The 2,717-nt window shown below is 64.0% G+C and carries 3 protein-coding genes and 2 pseudogenes; 1 reads left to right on the top strand and 4 read right to left on the bottom strand.

Translation table 11 applies throughout. The features are described 5' to 3' along the window. Positions 1-193: transposase (locus Q8W71_RS32750; RefSeq protein ID WP_305524274.1), on the bottom strand; the 193-nt coding region annotated here is incomplete at its 3' end. A gap of 90 nt (positions 194-283) precedes the next feature. On the opposite strand from Q8W71_RS32750, the pseudogene Q8W71_RS32745 reads away from it, so the two are divergent. Next, positions 284-568 (top strand): annotated as a pseudogene (locus tag Q8W71_RS32745) (integrase core domain-containing protein); the annotation flags it as partial. Between the two features lie 62 nt (positions 569-630). Here Q8W71_RS32745 and Q8W71_RS32740 read toward each other — a convergent pair. The 3 genes and pseudogenes from Q8W71_RS32740 to Q8W71_RS32730 form a co-directional block, all read right to left on the bottom strand. Beyond that, positions 631-1,581, bottom strand: coding sequence for an IS481-like element ISMdi8 family transposase (locus tag Q8W71_RS32740; RefSeq protein ID WP_305529467.1), 951 nt, complete (start codon positions 1,579-1,581; stop codon positions 631-633). Positions 1,582-1,698: 117 nt separating this feature from the next. Then, on the bottom strand, positions 1,699-2,580 hold the full coding sequence (locus Q8W71_RS32735; protein ID WP_305529466.1) for a 3-hydroxybutyryl-CoA dehydrogenase: 882 nt from the start codon (positions 2,578-2,580) through the stop codon (positions 1,699-1,701). Between the two features lie 27 nt (positions 2,581-2,607). Beyond that, positions 2,608-2,717: pseudogene (locus tag Q8W71_RS32730) on the bottom strand (IS5/IS1182 family transposase); the annotation flags it as partial.

Genomic DNA, 2,717 nt, shown 5'->3' with positions numbered 1-2,717 from the left:
CCACCGCCGCCCGCTGTTCAGCCAGGACCGCGCGGCGCCAGCGAAACAGCAGGCTGGAATGCAGCCCGTGCCGGCGTGCCACCGCCGAGGCCGACGTGCCCGGCTCGTCCGCCTCGGCCAGGATCGCCCGCTTCTGCTCCGGCGACCACGCCCGGCGCGTGCCGGCGACCACGACGTGCGAGGGAGAAGTCATAGGTCCAGACCCAGGGCCGATACAGCGCCATCCGACGCCAGCACCTGTATCCAGAGCGCGCCACTATCCGCGCAAGGCAGCCGTCACCGAGCGCTTACCAAATGGATCGCCAAGACGGGCCCGCAGATCCAGTACATCACCCCGGGCTCGCCGTGGGAGAACGGGTACTGCGAGAGCTTCAACGGCAAGCTGAAGGACGAGTGCCTGAAACAGGAAATCTTCTACTCGCTCAAGGAGGCGCAGACCGTGATCGGGATCTGGCAGAACACATACAACCGCGTCCGGCCGCATTCGTCCTTGGGCTACCGGCCGCCCGCGCCCGTCACCGTCCCGGATCTGGCCTTCCGGCTACCCATGGTCGCGGCCATGCAGTAACCTCTCACTCGGCCCGGTCCAAAATACCGGTCAGGTCACTTCCTAATAATTAGACCGATCGACTAGGTGTATGGTCCCGGGATGAGGTGTGACGGGTCGATCCTGAAGCGATTGGGCTCTTTCGTCCAGGCGTTCAGGATGAACTCGGTGGGTGTCAGGCCCCGCAGGGTCTTGAGCCTACGAGCGTGATTGTAGGCATCGACGAACAGGTGCAGATGCGTTCGAAGCTGGTCGTGGCTATCGTAGTGGTAGCGCTTGACCGTCGCGTCCTTGATCGTGCGGTTCATCCGCTCGACTTGTCCGTTGGTCCAAGGATGGTTCACCTTGGTCAGCCGATGCTCGATGTCGTGCTCGTCGCAGACGCGGTCGAAGATGTGCTGGCTATCGTAGATGTCCTGCCGGCGTGATGTGAACTGAACGCCGTTGTCTGTGAGCACGGTGTGGATGCGGTAAGGCACCGCGTCGATGAAGTCGCGCAGGAACTGCGCTGCCTCCATTTTGCCGGCGCTCTCCACGAGCCGCACGAAGGCAAACTTGCTGGTTCGATCAATGGCCACGAACAGCCTGAGCTTGCCTTCGGCCGTGCTCACCTCGGCGATATCGATATACACATAGCCGATGGCGTAGGTTGCAAAGCGCTGCTTCTTGGGTTTGTCGCCGCCGATCTCGGGTAGTCGGCTGATCCCATGCCGTTCCAGGCAGCGATGCAGCGAGGATCGCGTCAGGTGCGGGATCGTCGGCTGCAAGCCGTAGAGACAGTCGTCAAGCGGCAGCAGGGTGTGCCGGCGGAAGGCGACAACGATCGCTTCCTCCTCAACGGTGAGCACGGTGGAGCGCGGCTCCTTGGGGCCCATCCGGGCGTCCGCAGTGCTCGTCCGTTTGCGCCACTTCTGCACCGTCGTCGGGCTGACCCCGTAGCGCTTGGCCAGCGACCTTACACTCTCTTCACGTAGCTGGATCGCGCGACGGACTGCCTCCGTCGTGGTGGCGCTTCCATGGAGAACCTGGCCCATAGCGCACCCCTCGCAGCATGGTGGTCAACCGTATCACCACACCGCGGGATCAAACACCTAGTCAAACCCGAACCCGCTTGGTTTTCGGCTTTGGCTCGTAACGTCGCCAACGGGACATCACCGGGTTGGGAACGGCTCCATCCCACGGTAGTCGTAAAAGCCGCGCTTTGCCTTTCGGCCGAGCCAGCCGGCCTCGACGTACTTCACGAGTAGCGGGCACGGTCGGTACTTCGAGTCGGCCAGCCCCTCGTGGAGCACCTGCATGATCGACAGGCACGTATCGAGGCCGATGAAGTCGGCAAGCTCCAGCGGCCCCATGGGATGGTTCGCGCCCAGCTTCATCGCGTTGTCGATGGACGTCACCGATCCGACGCCCTCGTAGAGGGTATAGATGGCCTCGTTGATCATCGGCAGCAGGACGCGGTTGACGATGAAGGCCGGGAAGTCCTCCGACATCGTCGACGTCTTGCCAAGCTTGGCGACGAACATCCTGGCCGCCTCGTAGGTCTCCTCTCCCGTCGCGATGCCGCGGATCAGCTCGACCAGCTGCATCACCGGCACGGGGTTCATGAAGTGGACGCCAATGGAGCGCTCGGGTCGGTCGGTCGCGGCGGCGAGCCTCGTGATCGAGATGGACGAGGTGTTGGTTGCGACCAGGGCGTCCGGGCGGAGCGATGGGCAAAGCGTCGAGAAGATCTGGCGCTTCGTCGCCTCGTGCTCAGTCGCGGCCTCGATCACGAGGTCGCAGTCCGCCAAGTCCGCGAAGCTGGGGGCCGGGACGATGCGCTCGCGCGCCTCGTGGCTCGCGGTCTGTGCGAGCTTCCCCTTGGACACGAGCTTGGCCAAGGTCGTGTCGATGTTGGAGACCGCCGCATCGATACGCTTCCCGTCGCGGTCGTTCAGGCGCACGGCGAAGCCCGCGGTCGCGCATGCCTGGGCGATACCCGTGCCCATCTGCCCGGCGCCTATGACGCCGACACGGTTGATCTCGATCATCATGTCTCGCCCCCTAGGCGGTGTGGACAGTTACCGGAGCCACAGGACGATGGCGGCGAGGGTGACGACGGCAGCGTAGTTGCGGGCGGTCTTCTCGTAGCGGGTGGCCACCCGCCGGAACTGTTTGAGCTTGGCAAAGC

Origin of the sequence: Methylobacterium amylolyticum (genome assembly GCF_030700245.1) — a bacterium.
Lineage (GTDB): Bacteria > Pseudomonadota > Alphaproteobacteria > Rhizobiales > Beijerinckiaceae > Methylobacterium.
The sequence above is the reverse complement of the archived record's forward strand: the minus strand, read 5'-3'. Positions and strand labels throughout refer to the sequence as shown.

Bases quoted from the DNA above. Each gene is read 5' to 3' on its own strand.
- Q8W71_RS32740 (WP_305529467.1), bottom strand. From the start codon at position 1,581: ATGGGCCAGGTTCTCCATGGAAGCGCCACCACGACGGAGGCAGTCCGT.
- Q8W71_RS32735 (WP_305529466.1), bottom strand. From the start codon at position 2,580: ATGATGATCGAGATCAACCGTGTCGGCGTCATAGGCGCCGGGCAGATG.